18 protein-coding genes are annotated in these 14,683 nt (G+C 64.5%); 4 read left to right on the top strand and 14 right to left on the bottom strand.

From position 1 onward, the window contains the following. Positions 1 to 10: 10 nt before the first annotated feature. The gene (locus D8676_RS13765; RefSeq protein WP_121581466.1) at positions 11 to 946 is read right to left on the bottom strand and encodes a LysR family transcriptional regulator; all 936 of its coding nucleotides are present in this window, start codon (positions 944 to 946) and stop codon (positions 11 to 13) included. A gap of 109 nt (positions 947 to 1,055) precedes the next feature. Between D8676_RS13765 and D8676_RS13760 the strand changes: the two genes are divergently transcribed. Next, entirely contained in the window at positions 1,056 to 1,700 is a 645-nt protein-coding gene (locus D8676_RS13760; protein WP_121581464.1) for an FMN-dependent NADH-azoreductase, read from the top strand. A gap of 43 nt (positions 1,701 to 1,743) precedes the next feature. Here D8676_RS13760 and D8676_RS13755 read toward each other — a convergent pair whose 3' ends face one another. Beyond that, positions 1,744 to 2,418 carry a helix-turn-helix domain-containing protein gene (locus tag D8676_RS13755; RefSeq protein WP_121581462.1) on the bottom strand — a complete coding sequence of 225 codons (675 nt, stop codon included), beginning with the start codon at positions 2,416 to 2,418 and terminating at the stop codon, positions 1,744 to 1,746. 69 nt (positions 2,419 to 2,487) lie between these two features. On the opposite strand from D8676_RS13755, the gene D8676_RS13750 reads away from it, so the two are divergent. After that, positions 2,488 to 2,895, top strand: coding sequence for a VOC family protein (locus D8676_RS13750; protein WP_183097092.1), 408 nt, complete (start codon positions 2,488 to 2,490; stop codon positions 2,893 to 2,895). Positions 2,896 to 2,967: 72 nt separating this feature from the next. Here D8676_RS13750 and D8676_RS13745 read toward each other — a convergent pair whose 3' ends face one another. The 4 genes from D8676_RS13745 to D8676_RS13730 form a co-directional block, all read right to left on the bottom strand. Beyond that, positions 2,968 to 3,264, bottom strand: a complete 297-nt coding sequence (locus tag D8676_RS13745) for an HlyU family transcriptional regulator (protein WP_121581458.1) — start codon at positions 3,262 to 3,264, stop codon at positions 2,968 to 2,970. Positions 3,265 to 3,354: 90 nt separating this feature from the next. Beyond that, a complete protein-coding gene (locus D8676_RS13740; RefSeq protein ID WP_121581456.1) occupies positions 3,355 to 3,780 on the bottom strand; it encodes a secondary thiamine-phosphate synthase enzyme YjbQ in 426 nt (141 codons plus the stop codon). An 8-nt stretch (positions 3,781 to 3,788) separates the two neighbouring features. Next, on the bottom strand, positions 3,789 to 4,400 hold the full coding sequence (locus D8676_RS13735; protein ID WP_121581454.1) for a LysE family translocator: 612 nt from the start codon (positions 4,398 to 4,400) through the stop codon (positions 3,789 to 3,791). A gap of 78 nt (positions 4,401 to 4,478) precedes the next feature. Further along, a complete protein-coding gene (locus D8676_RS13730; RefSeq protein WP_210210724.1) occupies positions 4,479 to 5,345 on the bottom strand; it encodes a class I SAM-dependent methyltransferase in 867 nt (288 codons plus the stop codon). Positions 5,346 to 5,612: 267 nt separating this feature from the next. Here D8676_RS13730 and D8676_RS13725 point away from each other — a divergent pair, with 267 nt between their 5' ends. Further along, entirely contained in the window at positions 5,613 to 6,257 is a 645-nt protein-coding gene (locus D8676_RS13725) for a cytochrome c oxidase assembly factor Coa1 family protein (protein WP_121581452.1), read from the top strand. A 21-nt stretch (positions 6,258 to 6,278) separates the two neighbouring features. On the opposite strand, the gene D8676_RS13720 is transcribed toward D8676_RS13725, so the two are convergent. From D8676_RS13720 to D8676_RS13690, 7 genes are all read right to left on the bottom strand, one after another. Beyond that, positions 6,279 to 6,653, bottom strand: coding sequence for a DCC1-like thiol-disulfide oxidoreductase family protein (locus tag D8676_RS13720; RefSeq protein ID WP_121581450.1), 375 nt, complete (start codon positions 6,651 to 6,653; stop codon positions 6,279 to 6,281). 98 nt (positions 6,654 to 6,751) lie between these two features. Further along, the gene (locus tag D8676_RS13715; RefSeq protein WP_121581448.1) at positions 6,752 to 7,045 is read right to left on the bottom strand and encodes a GYD domain-containing protein; all 294 of its coding nucleotides are present in this window, start codon (positions 7,043 to 7,045) and stop codon (positions 6,752 to 6,754) included. A 190-nt stretch (positions 7,046 to 7,235) separates the two neighbouring features. Further along, on the bottom strand, positions 7,236 to 7,889 hold the full coding sequence (locus D8676_RS13710) for a Uma2 family endonuclease (protein ID WP_121581446.1): 654 nt from the start codon (positions 7,887 to 7,889) through the stop codon (positions 7,236 to 7,238). A 125-nt stretch (positions 7,890 to 8,014) separates the two neighbouring features. Next, on the bottom strand, positions 8,015 to 10,054 hold the full coding sequence (gene rpoD, locus D8676_RS13705; RefSeq protein WP_121581444.1) for an RNA polymerase sigma factor RpoD: 2,040 nt from the start codon (positions 10,052 to 10,054) through the stop codon (positions 8,015 to 8,017). A 288-nt stretch (positions 10,055 to 10,342) separates the two neighbouring features. Continuing rightward, on the bottom strand, positions 10,343 to 12,295 hold the full coding sequence (gene dnaG, locus D8676_RS13700) for a DNA primase (RefSeq protein ID WP_121581442.1): 1,953 nt from the start codon (positions 12,293 to 12,295) through the stop codon (positions 10,343 to 10,345). 355 nt (positions 12,296 to 12,650) lie between these two features. Next, positions 12,651 to 13,013, bottom strand: coding sequence for a nuclear transport factor 2 family protein (locus D8676_RS13695; RefSeq protein ID WP_121581441.1), 363 nt, complete (start codon positions 13,011 to 13,013; stop codon positions 12,651 to 12,653). Positions 13,014 to 13,162: 149 nt separating this feature from the next. After that, positions 13,163 to 13,540 (bottom strand): nuclear transport factor 2 family protein, encoded by a 378-nt coding sequence (locus tag D8676_RS13690; RefSeq protein ID WP_121581440.1) that lies wholly within the window; start codon positions 13,538 to 13,540, stop codon positions 13,163 to 13,165. A 63-nt stretch (positions 13,541 to 13,603) separates the two neighbouring features. Here D8676_RS13690 and D8676_RS13685 point away from each other — a divergent pair, with 63 nt between their 5' ends. Beyond that, complete coding sequence (locus D8676_RS13685) at positions 13,604 to 14,182, top strand: TetR/AcrR family transcriptional regulator (RefSeq protein WP_121581439.1); 579 nt, start codon at positions 13,604 to 13,606, stop codon at positions 14,180 to 14,182. A gap of 101 nt (positions 14,183 to 14,283) precedes the next feature. Here D8676_RS13685 and D8676_RS13680 read toward each other — a convergent pair whose 3' ends face one another. Next, positions 14,284 to 14,640 carry an RcnB family protein gene (locus D8676_RS13680; protein WP_121581438.1) on the bottom strand — a complete coding sequence of 119 codons (357 nt, stop codon included), beginning with the start codon at positions 14,638 to 14,640 and terminating at the stop codon, positions 14,284 to 14,286. Between the last annotated feature and the right edge of the window lie 43 nt (positions 14,641 to 14,683).

Below are 14,683 nucleotides of genomic sequence, written 5' to 3'. Positions count from 1 at the left end.
AGTTTGTGCCTCACGCCCGCTTTTGCAGCGCCTCCGGCAAGGTCGCGCAAACCTTCGGCAATTCCTGCTTGAAACGTTCGATCAGCCAGCTCGCCGCGGGCCCGGGCGGCGAGTCGGCGCGGTAGAAGGCGCGCAACTGGTAGGGCCGCTCCGGATAGGGCTCCAGGTCGAGCAAGGCGAGCCGCCCCGCCGCCACGTCGTCGAGGATCATCCAGGTCGGCAGACCGCCCCAGCCGAGCCCGGACAGGATCAGCTCGCGCTTGGTCGAGGTGTCGGTCATGCGCCACGTCCGGTAGGCGAAGACACCGAAATCCTTGCCTTTCGTCATCGTCGACACGTCGGAGATGACGAGCTGGATATGCTCGCGCACTTCCGAAAGCGGCACCCTGCCCTTGTAGGTCGCCAGCGGATGGCCGGGCGCGGCGACGGGCGTCATCGAGGCGGAGCCGATGCGCACCGCCACCAGTTCGTCGCCGACGGCGACCGGCTGGCCGCCAAAGCTCACATGAGCGCTGCGGCTCATCAACTGATCCCAGACGATGCCCAGCGTCCCGATGTTCAGCCTGAGGCCGACCGACGGAAATTCTGCTTCGAAGGCGGCGAGCACCTTGGTCAGCGCCGGCGCCGGCAAGGTGACGTCGACGGCGATGACCAGTTCCGCCTCGAGCCCCTGCTTCAACCCCTCCGTCCGGGCGCGGATGTCGTTCAGCACGCCGATCATGCGGTGCGCGTCGGCCAGTATCGCCTTGCCCTCGGTGGTCAGCGACGGCTCGCGCGTGCCTTCGCGCTCGAACAGCTTCAGCCCGAGCTGCGCTTCCAGATTGGCGATCGTGTAGCTGATCACCGATTGCGCCCGGTTGAGCTTGCGCCCGGCGGCCGAAAAGCTGCCGGTCTCGGCGACGGCAACCAGCACCTGCATCTGGTCGAGGGTGGGGTTGGGTTGCATGTCCTATCCACTCCATAGATGGATTGAATAGATAATATACCAGTTTTTCGAATGGATCGAAATGCCCACATTGGCTCCGACACATCAACCGCCCCACGGAGTTAAGCCAATGTCCTCCATCCTCCTCGTCACTTCCAGCCCACGCGGGGCTGCCTCCCACTCGACCCGCGTCGCCACCGAACTGGCCGCAAAACTGCGCGAAGCCAATCCCGGCTCCACGCTCGCGGTCAGGGACCTCGCCGCCAACCCGCTGCCGCATATAGACCCCGACTATTCGACCGGCATCTACACGCCCGCCGAGGCGCGGACCCAGCGCCAGGCCGAGGTCGTCGCAGTGTCCGACGCCGTCCTCGACGAACTGTTCGCGGCCGACACGGTCATCCTCGCCACCGGCTTCATCAACTTCAACATCTCCTCGACGCTGAAGTCCTGGATCGACCATATCGCCCGCTCGGGCCGGAGTTTCTCCTACGGCCAGAACGGCCCGAAGGGCCTGGTGACCGGCAAGAAGGTCTATATCGTGCTGGCGTCCGGCGGCGTCTATTCGGAGGGCGCGGCGGTGCAGATGGATCATGCCATTCCGTATCTTCGCTCCGTGCTGGCCTTCATGGGAATGACCGACGTCGAGGTCATCCGCGTGGAAGGCGTCGCCATGGGACCTGACGCCGTGGCTGCCGCGCTCGACAGGGCTACCGCCCGCATCGACACGCTGCTGTCCGTGAACGACATCGCAGCGGCCGCATACGCCGCTTGACGACACAAGGCAGGCGCCGACCGCGCCTGCCTTTACTCGTCCGCTAGCAGGCCATCGGCGGCAGCGCCACCATGCCGCGGAAGCTGTTCACCGCCTCGCGATCGCCGGAGATCGTCAGCACTCCCTCGCCTTCGGGATCGCCGGCCGAAAGTCCGTAGACGTAGCCGGCGATCTCGCCCGGTTCCCCTGTAAGCTCCGCGTCCACCGCCCCGCTCTCGCTGCGCTCGATCTCGATCCTGCCGTTCGACACGGCCAGCCTGAAACGGTCGCGCGGCGTCCTGAGGCCGAGCGTCAGATGTGCGCCGATCGCGCGCTCCGGCAGGAACATCGCCCGGAACGACAGCGCCATGCCGACCGCGCTCAAGGGCAAGGCCGGATCCTGCAGCGGCGAGCGCGCGCCCCAGCGGCCCAGCGCCAGGATCACCGGCTCGGCGTCCAGGCCCCATTGCGTGAGCTCGTAGACCTGCGCCGGCGCCGGCGGCGGCAGCTTGCGCCGTTGCAGGACGCCCGCCTCCTCCAGCCCTTCGAGCCGCTGGGTGAGCACATTGGCGCTTACCCCCGGCAGGCTCTCGCGCAGGTCGGAAAAGCGCCGCGGTCCCAGCATCAGCTCGCGCATGACGAGGAGCGCCCAGCGCTCGCCGATCAGGTCCAGCGCATGGGCCGTCCCGCAGGCGTCCTCATAGCTGCGCTTTCTGCTAGTTACTTTATCTAACTTCATGGTTGCAATTTATAACTCATCATGCCACGCTCCTCAAGACTTGGGGGCAAACCACGGAGGAGCACAACGATGAAAGTCCTGGCCAATATCGATTTCGGCGGCGACTGCCGCGAGGCCTTCACCGCCTATGCCCGCATTCTCGGCGGCGAAGTGCGCGCCATGGTCAGCCATCGCGACATGCCCGAAATGGCGGGCTCCGTCCCCGAAGATCACAAGGACCGCATCCTTCACGCCTGGATCGACATCGGCGACCAGGCGCTGATGGGACAGGACATGCAGGAATTCTCCGGCCGCACCGGCATGAGCGTCACCGTCACAGCCGACACGATCGAGGACGCGCGCCGCATCTTCGGCGATCTCGTCGACGGCGGGACTGCCGCCATCCCCTTCGGTCCCCAGCCCTGGTCCAAGGGTTTTGGGCTTCTCACCGACCGTTTCGGCGTGACCTGGGTGATCGACACGGCCGGCGAGCCCTGAGTGGCGCCGGGCCCTGTTACAAGGCCCCTCGATATCCACATGCCGGACCAGGCCCGACACCGGCAAAGCGTGTCAGGACTGGTTGAAAATGCGCTCGCCCTGCTCGTCGACGATCTGCTGGCCCTTGCGGATCGACACGTCGACGGCGTCGTCGAGCGCGGCGAAGCGGTCAGCGCGGACGAAACGGTGCTCCTTCATCACCCCGCCGATCTCCTTCGAGACCACGCCGCAGGTCTGGTACTGGCCGTCATTCTTGTAGGGCGTGGCGGCGATCGTGAAGCCCTTGTGCTCGATCTGTTTGGCAGGCGCGCCTTGGGCGGCTCCCTCATCCGAACCGCCGCCACCGAAAAGCCGTTTGAAAAATGACATCGAGCAACCCGCCTTCTGTTGTCTGTTCAAATTAGAGCGTTGCCGCTTCCGCGTCGAGATGCAGGCCGCGAGACTGCATTGGAAGCCGGGTCAATCGCTGAGGTGAAGAACGATCTCGCGGCGATGCGGCGCATCGCGGTGCTCGAAGAGGTAGATGCCCTGCCAGATACCGAGCGCCAGCCGGCCGGCCGTCACCGGGATCGAAATCGAGGTCGCCGTCAGCGCCGCCTTGATATGCGCCGGCATGTCGTCATTGCCTTCGATCCGGTGGACGAGATAGCGCATCGAAGGATCGTCGGCCGGCGGCGTCAGGCGACGGAAAAACGCATCGAGATCGCTCTTCACGTCGGGGTCGGCATTCTCCTGGATCAGCAGCGAGCAGGACGTGTGCTGCACGAAGACGGTGAGCAGCCCGATATCCACAGCGGCGCCGTTCACGAAGGCGTTCGCCTCGTTGGTGAATTCGTAGAGCCCCTGCCCTCTGGTCGAAACGACCAGTTTCTGCTGCTGCGCCATGCCTTGGATCAGCGCTCGGTCAGCGCCAGCCTTGCGCCCAGCATGACAAAGGCCGCCGCGAAGGTGCGCCGCATCCAGGCCATCACCGCAGGGCGGCTGACCACACGCTCGCGCATCGCCGCGGCGAACACGCCGTAGACAGCGAAGATGACGAAGGTCATCGCCATGAACACACCGGACAGCTCAAGCATGCTGGACAGCGGGCTCGGATCGCCGGGGGAGATGAACTGCGGCAGGAAGGCGACGAAGAAGATCGAGAGCTTCGGGTTGAGGATGTTCACCAGGACGCCGTCGACGACGATCTTGAGCGCCGAGCGCTGGTCGGTGCCCGGCTCGACCTTCAGCGCGCCGTTTTCGCGCAGCGACTGCCAGGCCATGTAGAGCAGATAGGCGACACCGAGATATTTCACGATCATGAAGGCGAGCGCGCTGGCGTGCAGCAGCGCGGCAAGCCCGGTGAGCGCCGCAATGAGGTGCGGCACGATTCCGAGCGTGCAGGCAAACGCCGCGAGCAGGCTCGCCCGCGCGCCGCGCGAAAGGCCCGCCGCCAGCGTGTAGACGACGCCGGTTCCCGGCGAGGCGACGATGATCAGCGTGGTGAGGAGGAACTCGATGCTCATCGGCCGAGCAAGCCACTGCTTCCGGCCCGCTGTCAAGCGAGCCGGAAGCATGCGGAATGCGTCTGCCGCCCTGCCGCCTCAGCGCGCGAACATGGTCTCCAGCGGCGTGCCGGCCTGGCCGGCAGGCCGCGAGACATGCAGTTCGGCGAGATACCAGCCGTCCTGCTCGGCCTCCACCGGCGACAGCCCGCGCTCCCGAAGATTGTCGAGCACCTGCGCATGCTCGGCCTCGGAGACGAAACGGCGCTGCGGAAACAGCGCGCCGTCGAGGCGTTCGGTGACGTAGCCGTGCCTCGCCATCATCTCCTCGACAGGCTCGTAGTCGAACATGCGCAGCACAAAATTCGCCATCCAGGGATCGCGCCCGGCCTCGACCAGCGGTTCCAGCGACGAGCTGGTGACATAGCCGACGCACCCAGTCGATATGATCAGGTCGGCGTTCTCGACGACGCGCAGGTCGGCGGCGGACGGCTCGCGGTTCTCCAGGTCGGCCGAGACGCCCGCATCCAGTATGCCGGCGTCGACGGCATAGGCGACTGCGTTCTGCGCGATGTCGAGGCCGACGATCGAGAGCTGGTCGTCGGCGCAATCGGCAAAGAGCGCGCGGTCGCGTTCGAGCATGACCGCCTGGTCGTCGGGAGCCTCTTGTGCGTAGAGCCGGTAGAGATCGTCGAGCGACATGTCGTGCTTGATGAGCGCGGCGTTGATGCCGTAGGAGCAGCCGACGTCGACGACCTTGGCCGCGGCCTCGCCATTCGCTTCCCGTTTCGCCTCCAGCAGGCGCTTGAAGAACGGCTTGGCGACCTCAGGCACGCAATAGCCGAGCTTCGACAAGGTGGAGAAATAGTCCCTCGGGTCCGGTCTGTTGTAGACGTGGTTCAGGTTCAACTTGCCGGTGTGGTCGTAGCTTGGCCCGGCGGCGGCCGAGGGTGACATAATCTCCATGGGCGGGATCCTCTGTCGGAAATGGGAAGGGATTTCGCGCGCCACGGCGCGAAAGGCGAAACTCCGTATTGGTTGGATGCGGCCCAGCATAAGTGGCCGGCCCACCGAAATAAACCCTTGATGTCGTTTTTATCGCAATCGGTCGTATTTAGGACAAGGCTGCGCTCCCGGAGGAAGGAGAAACATGCTTGCGAAGCCCGTACCTTTCGGCTTCTTTCCACGCTTGACGGCGGGCCTGCCGCAGACTCGCCTGAAGGGGGAAAATCAATGAGCAACAAGACGTTGAACAATCCGGCAGAAATTCCGGCCGAACTCGATCGATGGAACTGGGGAGCGTTTCTTCTCAACTGGATCTGGGGCATAGGCAACAGCACGTTCATCGCGCTGCTCACCCTCATCCCTGGGTTGAACATCATCATGATGATCGTGCTTGGGCTGAGGGGCAGCCGCTGGGCCTGGCGCAACCGCTACTGGAAGGACGCAGACCACTTCCGCAAGACCCAGCACAAATGGGCCATATACGGGATAATCATCTGGGTTGTCGTCATCATCGGCTCTGTGGGGACGTTTGCCAGCGTTCCCTACCTGCTGAAACGCAGCGAGGCTTACCAGATCAGCCTGCAGATGATCCGTGCCGATGACCGCGTCCGCGCCGCGCTCGGTGACCCCATCGAGACGGGCTTCTGGACTTTTGGAAAAGTCAACATAGAGGCAGGGGGCACGGGATCGGCCAACCTCGTCATCCCGGTCACCGGCAGCAAAGAATCCGGCAGCGTCACTTCCTACGCCATCCGCAGCGGCGGGCAGTGGGACCTCCGCCTGCTGCTCGTCAAGGTCCACGGATCGGAAAGCCAGATCGTTCTCGTCAACAAAGACAATCTTCTCATCCCCAACAAGTCGCTCGACATCTGAGCATCGATGCGCGACCGCAAGTCACCAGCGGCCTTTTCGCCGGTTCCAGGCATAGAGCAGATCGGCAAAGCGGTCGTAGACGAAGCGCGTCACCGGCAGCGCGAACGGGTTGCCGAAGAGTGCCGCAAGCCAACCCTCGCCCGGGGTCGCCCGCCAGACGGCGATCGCGACATCGGCGCCGACCAGCAACCTCCCTTGAGCGTCGGTGGCATGGAGCCGGCGCCTGATATCCTCCAGCGATGCGCCGAAGCGGGCGAGCGCGTCCGGCTCGATATTGATGTCGCGGAACGCGATCCGGCCGGCCTTCACCGCCTCGACCAGCCGCTTCTTCTGACGGCTGATGCCGGCATCGCAAACCGGGCAGCGCGTGTTGTACCAGACGGTCAGGTCCGGCATCGTCCGGACGCTGGAGCGGGATGAGACATTGAATCGTCATCCCGCTCCATCTCTTTGTTCGAGCACGATCTTTTCCGTTCCCGCTTCGGGGTCATGTTTTATCCCAGCGATGCGATGATCTCGCGGTAGGCAAGTTCGGGAAACGCCTTCAGCGTGCGCGTCCTGACATTGCCCGCCTGGCCGAGCATCATCGCGAAGCGCGCCGCCACCGCGTCGTCGGGCGCCTCGGCGACCACCACCATGTCGAATTCGCCCATGGTGAGGTAGAACGCCTTCATGGTGCCTCCCATCTCGCCGAGCAGCTTCCTGGCAGCGTCGAGACGTTTTGGCGAGGATTTGACGTCGCGTATGCCCTGTTCGGTCCAGTTGATCAGCATGATGTATGTCGTCACGTCACACCTCCCTCCGGCGCCACGGAGCACGGCACAACGGCCTGGGCGGGCATCCGGGTCAATCGCCCTCAATGCATCCGACGGAAGGGATTATCCTCCCGCTCAGGCCTCCCCGCAAGGACAGGTGGGGTGCACCCGGTGAAGGGTTGGTGAGTATTACTGTTTCGGATGACCGGCAAGCCGAGGACGATCAGACGGGCCGCAAGCTCAATGAAGACAGGCACATCGAGACGGAAGGCACACGCGCCGAGGCAATCGTCTCGTCCGGCCCGAACTCGGCCACACTGCGATAACCCTCCGCGCCGAGTTGCTTGTGCACGCGCGTCACCAGCGTAATCGCATTGATTACCCAGACCTCCGGAATGCCATTGGCGGCATAGGTGCCGATCTTGCGGCCGAGATCGTAGGACAGACTGGTATCTGCGATCTCGATCGCGAGCAGCACGTCATGGCTACGCTGGTCGCCTGGTGCGACTGCACGCGGCCAAATACAGAAGTCTGGCTCCACAAAAGTGGTATCGTCCAACCACAGCGTGGTTTCCGGAACGACCCAGAGACCACGCTGCGCGGTCTCCTGGAGATGCCTGTTGAGCTCGGCCTTCACGAGCTCATGACGTGCGCCCTTAGGCGACATGGGCACCACCTCCCCGCCGATCAGTTCGAAGCGCTCGTCCTCATCGATGATACCTGCCTGGACCATCGCCTCGATTTCTGCCCGCCGCCAAGGCCGCCGTTTCATGCCCTCGGCGGCCTGTGTCGTTTCGGGCCAAGGCAACTCGGAAGGCAGCAGATCACGCCTGACGCCGAGCGGCGCGTTCTCGCGGTATAGCCGATGCTCGTTCATGGCTTGAGACTATCACAAACCCAGACGACGTCCAAAACAGCCGCCAACACGCCAACCGAGACTGCCCGACGGCTTAGTCCGTTTGTTCAGCCAAAAAAGAAGGGCGCCAGTGGCGCCCTTCACAATCAGCTGTCGAGGAAGCTTCTCAGCTTCCGCGAGCGGCTCGGGTGCTTGAGCTTCCTGAGCGCCTTCGCCTCGATCTGGCGGATGCGCTCGCGGGTGACCGAGAACTGCTGGCCGACCTCTTCGAGCGTGTGGTCGGTGTTCATGCCGATGCCGAAGCGCATGCGCAGAACGCGCTCCTCGCGCGGGGTGAGCGAAGCGAGCACGCGCGTGGTGGTCTCGCGCAGATTGGCCTGGATCGCCGCGTCGATCGGCAGGATCGCCATCTTGTCCTCGATGAAGTCGCCGAGGTGCGAATCCTCCTCGTCGCCGACAGGCGTTTCGAGCGAGATCGGCTCCTTGGCGATCTTCAGCACCTTGCGCACCTTCTCCAGCGGCATTGCGAGCTTTTCCGCCAGTTCCTCCGGGGTCGGCTCGCGGCCGATCTCGTGCAGCATCTGGCGCGAGGTGCGGACGATCTTGTTGATCGTCTCGATCATGTGCACCGGGATGCGGATGGTGCGCGCCTGATCGGCGATCGAGCGGGTGATCGCCTGCCTGATCCACCAGGTCGCATAGGTCGAGAACTTGTAGCCGCGGCGGTACTCGAACTTGTCGACCGCCTTCATCAGGCCGATGTTGCCTTCCTGAATCAAATCAAGGAACTGCAGGCCGCGGTTCGTGTACTTCTTGGCGATCGAGATGACGAGGCGCAGATTGGCCTCGACCATTTCTTTCTTGGCGATCGCCGCCTCGCGCTCGCCCTTCTGCACCTGGTTGACGATCTTGCGGAATTCCTGGATCGAGATCGCGGTCTCGGTCGCCAGGCTCTGAATCTCCGAGCGCAGCGCCTTGATCGTCTCCTTCTCGTTCTTCGTGAATTCCTTCCAGCCCTTGGCGGCAAGGTTGGCGATCGACTTGATCCAGTTGGGATCGAGCTCCGAGCCCTGGTAGTGCTCCAGGAACGCCTCGCGCTTGACGCCGTAGCTTTCGGCGAGGCGCAGGAGCTTGCCCTCGTTCTGCACCAGCCGCTTGTTGATGTCGTAGAGCTGCTCGACCAGCGCCTCGATGCGGGCCTGGTTGAGCGACAGCGACTTCACCGCCTTGATGAGCTGGTCCTTCAGCTCCTTGTGGCGGCGCAGCTGGCTGGGCGATAGCGTGCCGGAGGCCGACAGCCGGTTCTCGACCTGCTGGTCCTGCAGCTTGCGCAGCTTCTTGTAGGTGTCGGCGATGACGTCGAAGGTCTCCATGACCTGTGGGCGCAACTCGGCTTCCATCGCGGCCAACGACAGGCTCGCCTCGTCCTCGTCGTCCTCTTCCTCTTCCAGCCCGCGCGTGTCGCCGCCGACATTGGTGATGTCGTCGTCGTCGCTGCGGGAGGCGCCGCGGCCGCGTCCCTTTTCTTCCTGGGCGGGCTTGGCATCCTCGTCGGGGCGCGCCACGACCGGCGCCTGCTTGGCCTCCGGGCCGGCATAGGTCGCTTCGAGATCGATGATCTCGCGCAGCAGGATCTTCGCTTCGTTGAGCTCGTCACGCCAGATGATGATGGCCTGGAAGGTCAGCGGGCTTTCGCACAAGCCCGCGATCATCGTCTCGCGGCCGGCCTCGATGCGCTTGGCGATGGCGATCTCGCCCTCGCGCGACAGCAGCTCCACCGAACCCATTTCGCGCAGATACATGCGCACGGGGTCGTCGGTACGGTCGGTCGGTTCCTTCTTGGCAGTGGTGGTCGCGACCGCGGTGCCGGTCTGCTCGGCCAGCTCGTTGGCGTCCTCCTCGGCGTCGGCGGGAGCCTCGGCCTCGGCCTCCTCGGCGTTCTCGTCGTCCTCGACGACGTTGATGCCCATGTCCGAAAGCATGGACATGGTGTCCTCTATCTGCTCTGAGGTCACTTCCTCCGAGGGCAGCACCGAGTTCAGTTCGTCCATCGTGACATAGCCGCGCTTCTTGGCGGCCTTGATCATCTTCTTGACGGCATCGTCGGAAAGGTCGAGAAGAGGGCCATCGGTGGCGCCTTCGCGTTCGGTTTCTGCCTCTTCCTTTTCCTTGGTCTTTGTCGCCATTCTTTCAGCTTCTCCAAACGGTCCGTAGCGGCCCCGGCAGGCCTGAACCGACTATAACCTGACGCACTCGCAAAACCTGCGCTCTCGAGCCAATCGCGTCCTAGATACCGATTAACAGTGTCAAATGGGGCGGACACCCACTCCCGTCCACCCAGCCAGCGTACCATTCCCGCACAATTATGGGCGCGGCCTTTCGCAGGTTAACGTTTCGAATCGACCTGATTCAGGCATTCTCGCCAAAGGTCAAGCGCCTGTCGCATGATTCGCGTTAAAAAAGCGAATCAAATGCTAGAAACTCCGCCCGGCCCTGCCGGACTGGATGCCGAACCCTTCGATCAGTGCTTCGGTGGCCTGCACGTCGCGGAACTGGGCCTGAATCTCGACCAGATGGCGGTAATTCTCGTCGGTCGGTTCGTTAGCCAGCGCCATTTCGGCCGCCTTCAGCTCCTTATGTAGAGTGCCGGCGCTGCGGTGCAAGTGGAGCGCCTGCGCGAACGCCTCGCGCGCGTCGTCGACCGCCGCGTCTTCGAGGACCGGCCACAGCCGCGCCTTGCGGATCAGCCCAAGCACCCGCTGCCAGCTCTCCATCTGGCCGGCCGCCTCGATATGCGCCAGCACCTCGCTGCGTTCGTTTGCCGCATCATGGGCGAGCGCGTCGAGGATCGTCGCATGGAGCTGGCGCAGGTCCGGATGCGACAGTTCGAGGAATTCGGTATGCTCGAAATTCTCGTCGATCAGCGAGGGATGGTTGACCAGCGCGGCAATGATCGCGGCCTCGCGCAGCGTCATGACGCCGCCGGCGCGCTTCACCAGCGCCGAGCGCGCCAGGCTTTCGGACACGGCAAAGCGGCTCGCCGAGGCGCCCGGCCGCGCGAACTGGCCGCCCTGTCCCTGCGGCCCCTGGGCATTCGGCCCGCGCCGTTCCCACTCGCCGGCGCGCAGCGGCTTCTGCCTGGCGCGGCCGAAGAAGGTCTGCACGCGCTCGCGCATCTCCTGCTGGTAGTGGAAGCGGACGCTTTCGTCCTTGATGCGGGCGGTCAGCTCGCGCAGCGTCTTTTCGAGCTCGGCCTTGCGTTCGGGTGTGTCGAAGACGCCGCCGGAGGTCTCGCGCATCCACAGGAGGTCGGCGAGCGGCCTGGCGTCGGCAAGCACCTGCCGGAAGGCATCCGCGCCGTCGCCCCGGACCAGATCGTCGGGGTCCTTGCCCTCGGGCAGCAGCGCAAAGCGCGCGGTGCGGCCGGGCTGGATCGCCGGCAGCGCGAGGTCGGCGGCCCGCCAGGCGGCCTTCAGACCGGCGCCGTCGCCGTCGAAGCAGAGCATCGGCTCGGGCGACATGCGCCAAAGCAGCTCGAGCTGGTTCTCGGTCAGGGCGGTGCCGAGCGGCGCCACCGCGTTCTCGAAACCCGCCTGCGCGAGCGCAATCACGTCCATATAGCCTTCAACGGCGATGATGGTGCCGCCGCGCGCGATCGCCTTGCGGGCGCGGGCGAAATTGTAGAGCACGTTGCCCTTGTGGAAGAGCTCGGTTTCCGGCGAGTTCATGTATTTCGCCAGCGCGTCGGGCGACAGCGCCCGGCCGCCGAAGGCGATGATGCGGCCGCGCGAATCCGGGATCGGGAACATGATGCGGTCGCGGAAATAATCGTAGGACACCGGGATGTCGTGGCCGTGGCGCACCAGCCCGCAGGCCTCGATCTCAGCCTTCCCGACGCCCTTGGAGGCCAAAAACTCCTTCAGCGCGTTGCGGCTCTCTGGCGCATAGCCCAGCCGGAACGACTGCTGGGTGGCCGGCGTCAGGCCGCGGTCGCGCAGATAGGCGCGGGCACGCGCCCCGGCGGCCGAGTGGAGCTGCTCCTGGAAGAATTTCGTCGCCAGCTCCATCACGTCGATCAGGCTGGTGCGCTCCCGCTCGCGCGCCTCCGCCCGCTCGTCGCGCACCGGCATCGGCACGCCGGCGAGCCCGGCGATGCGCTCGACGGCTTCAGGGAAGCTGATTCCCTCTATCTCTGTTAGGAATTTGAAGTGATCGCCCGACACCTGGCAGCCGAAACAGTGGTAGCGGCCCTTCTTGTCCTCGCAATGGAAGGACGGCGTCTTTTCGCCATGGAACGGGCAGCAGCCCCAGTAGTCGCCGCGCGAGGCGTTGGTCTTCTTCCGGTCCCACGCGACGCGCTGGCCGATGACCGATGAAATCGGCACGCGGTCGCGTATCTCGTCGAGAAAGGCGTTGTCGAAGCGCATGGGCGGGAGGTTACTCTGTTCCACCCATATAAGCACGGCAGATCGGCCGGGCGACCCCTCAATCCGTCTCTTGCCCGCGATTCACAGGCGGCACAATGGTGCGCGGACCGATCCAGCTTGCAAGCCATGCCGCATATGTCGTCCTACCCAAAAGCCTGATCCAAAAGCCTGATGCCGCCCGTCAGAACGGCTTCTCGGCATCGCGCTCATCTGCGGTCTTGGTTCGTGAGTGGCCAGCTATGATGATCACGTGCTTCTCCTTCTTGAGGCCCCGATCCCGATTTTTGCTGCCGTGAGAGGGTTGTCGCCGGGCTTATGGGAGATGCTCCTGAGGCGAGCGCGTTTCCCGAGCAGATCAACCCTTCATGTATCCCAGGCCTTCGACGATCCTACCGTCCCGCACGCGCATGATGTTGACGCCTCGGATCCGATCCGTCTCCAGCTTGCTCCAGCGGAGCCGCCAGCGGATGATCCCGCGCTCCCCGCTCGCCCAGATCTCTTCCGCTTCGAAGGCGTGGCTGGCCGAGGACGCGATACCTTTCCAGAAATCGAGGCAGGCCTGGCGTCCTCCGTAACGCGCGCCGTCCGGAGCCGGCCCTGTGTTCTCGAGAACGCAGCCCTCGCCTACCAGATCGTCCAGGTCTTCGGGCCGATGCTTCTGGAACGCATCATGGAAGCGCTCCATGATTTCGCGGGTAACTTTGCTTTCAGCAGTCATTGTCTCACCTCGTTGAGCCGGGCCGCCGCCGATCCGGCATGTGGCCGGTGACGGACGACTGCGGTTTGAACAGAAAGGTGCCAGCGGGCCTCCCCGAAGGCCGAAGCGCCTTGTCGACCGGGTCGCGGGGCACGGGGCCTGATTGGCGCTCACTCAGGCAGAGGCGCCGACTGACCCGGTGTCTTGGCGTAGGCCAGGGCTTCGGCGATCCGGCCGTCGCGGACGCGCATCAGGCTGACCCCGCGCACCGAGCCGCCACCTCCGAAATGGAAGCGCCAGCGAACATTGGCGCGCTCGCCCATCACGAAGGTGTCCTCCACCTCGAAGCGGTTGACGCGGTCGGCCGCCATGGCCTGCCAGAACGCCAGATTCACATCATGGCCTTCGTAGCGCGTGCCGTCCGGAGCCGGCTGGATCGATTCCATCACGCAATCCGGGGCGACCAGACCTTCGAGAAGTTCGGGTTCATGTTCCAGGATTGCCCGGTTGAACCGGCGAATGATTTCAGCCGTGTCGCGCGTTTGCATTTCATCCTCCATACAGACAGGTCTGTCTATGTACTGTACAGACCTGTCTGCTAGTGTCAACTCATGAAAAAACCCGCCCCACTCGCCGACCCCGCAGCCAGCCCCGCGCGCCGCCGCCTGCTCGACACGGCGACGCGGCTTTTTTATTCGGGCGGCATCCACGCAGTCGGCATCGACCGCATCATCGCGGAGGCGGGCGTCGCCAAGGCAACGTTCTACAACCACTTCCCGTCGAAGGACGATCTCGTCGTCGCCTATGTCGAGGAGCAGGACCGGCTCGGACGCGAGGCCGTGGCGGCGCTGCCGACGCAGCCTCCGCGCGGGATGATCGCGGCGATCCTCGGGCGCATCGGCGACGCCGCGACCGGCGGCGGCTATCGGGGCTGCCCGTTCCTCAACGCGGCGGCCGAATACCCGGACCCCGAAGGGCCGGTGCGCAAGGCGATCGATGCCAGGCGCGCGTGGTATCACGGCCTGCTCAGGCAGCTTCTTGCGGAGGACGGCGATCCGGCCCCGTCGGTAACCGCCTCGCTGCTCGTCGCTTTGTCCGATGGCCTGCTCGAGATCGCCTATCTGGACGACGCCAGGGATGTCCCCCCGCTGGTCCGGGAGGGACTGGACAGGCTGCTGGCCCGTCCTTGATCCGCAATTCGCTCGATCGCGCCTCCGATCGAGCCGGTCGCAGCAACAAAAAAAGGCGGCCCTTGCGGGCCGCCAGTCTGGAGGCAGACGAGGATTTTTGATCAGTACTGGCTGGCGATGATGCCGCCGATCAGGCCAGAGGCGATCGAGATCAGCAGGAAGTCGTTGTCGACCTTGACCCACTGCTGGCCATGAGCCGGACGCCGCAGGCCGTAGCGGTGGTAGTCCTTCACCACGTGCTTGCGCTGCCAGGCGGGAACCCTGTGGCCGCGTTCCCAGCGATGCTTCTTCACCACCTTCTTCTTGTATTTGTAGTGATTGTCGTAGGACGGCCTCTTGTTCCACTGCGAGTCCTGACGCTCGTAGCGCGGCGGCTCATGCCTGGGTCCGGCCTGCGCCTGGGAAATCGGAAGCGCCAGCATCGAGAGCGCAACGGCGGAGAGGATGAGACGTTTCATGGGAGGTACTCCTTGGTTGTCGATGCGCAAGGAGTAGCGTCCG

This window comes from Mesorhizobium sp. YM1C-6-2 (assembly GCF_003666685.1).
Classification (GTDB): domain Bacteria; phylum Pseudomonadota; class Alphaproteobacteria; order Rhizobiales; family Rhizobiaceae; genus Mesorhizobium_K.
Note: the sequence above shows the minus strand (reverse complement) of the source record. Positions and strands in the feature narration are given on the sequence as shown.